The 241-nt window shown below is 64.7% G+C and carries 1 protein-coding gene; it reads right to left on the minus strand.

Annotated features, from left to right (window positions below):
* A partial coding sequence (locus KVT32_RS31310; protein WP_305864361.1) for a proton-conducting transporter membrane subunit occupies nucleotides 1-241 on the minus strand: 241 nt, incomplete at both ends.

The raw sequence follows: 241 nt of genomic DNA on the forward strand, positions 1-241 counted from the left end.
CGGCACGGTCTTGCCGGCCAGCTTGCCGGCTTGCGCGAAGACGTCGGTGTACTGCATCGAGCCCGACGCGGCCAGCAGCAGGCCGATGCCGAGGATGAAGCCGAAGTCGCCGACGCGGTTGACCAGGAAGGCCTTCATGTTGGCGAAGATCGCGGTCGGACGGGTGTACCAGAAGCCGATCAGGAGGTACGAGACCAGGCCTACCGCTTCCCAGCCGAGGAACAGCTGGAGGAAGTTGTTG

The organism is Achromobacter sp. GbtcB20, from assembly GCF_019091095.1.
Lineage (GTDB): Bacteria > Pseudomonadota > Gammaproteobacteria > Burkholderiales > Burkholderiaceae_B > Achromobacter > Achromobacter mucicolens.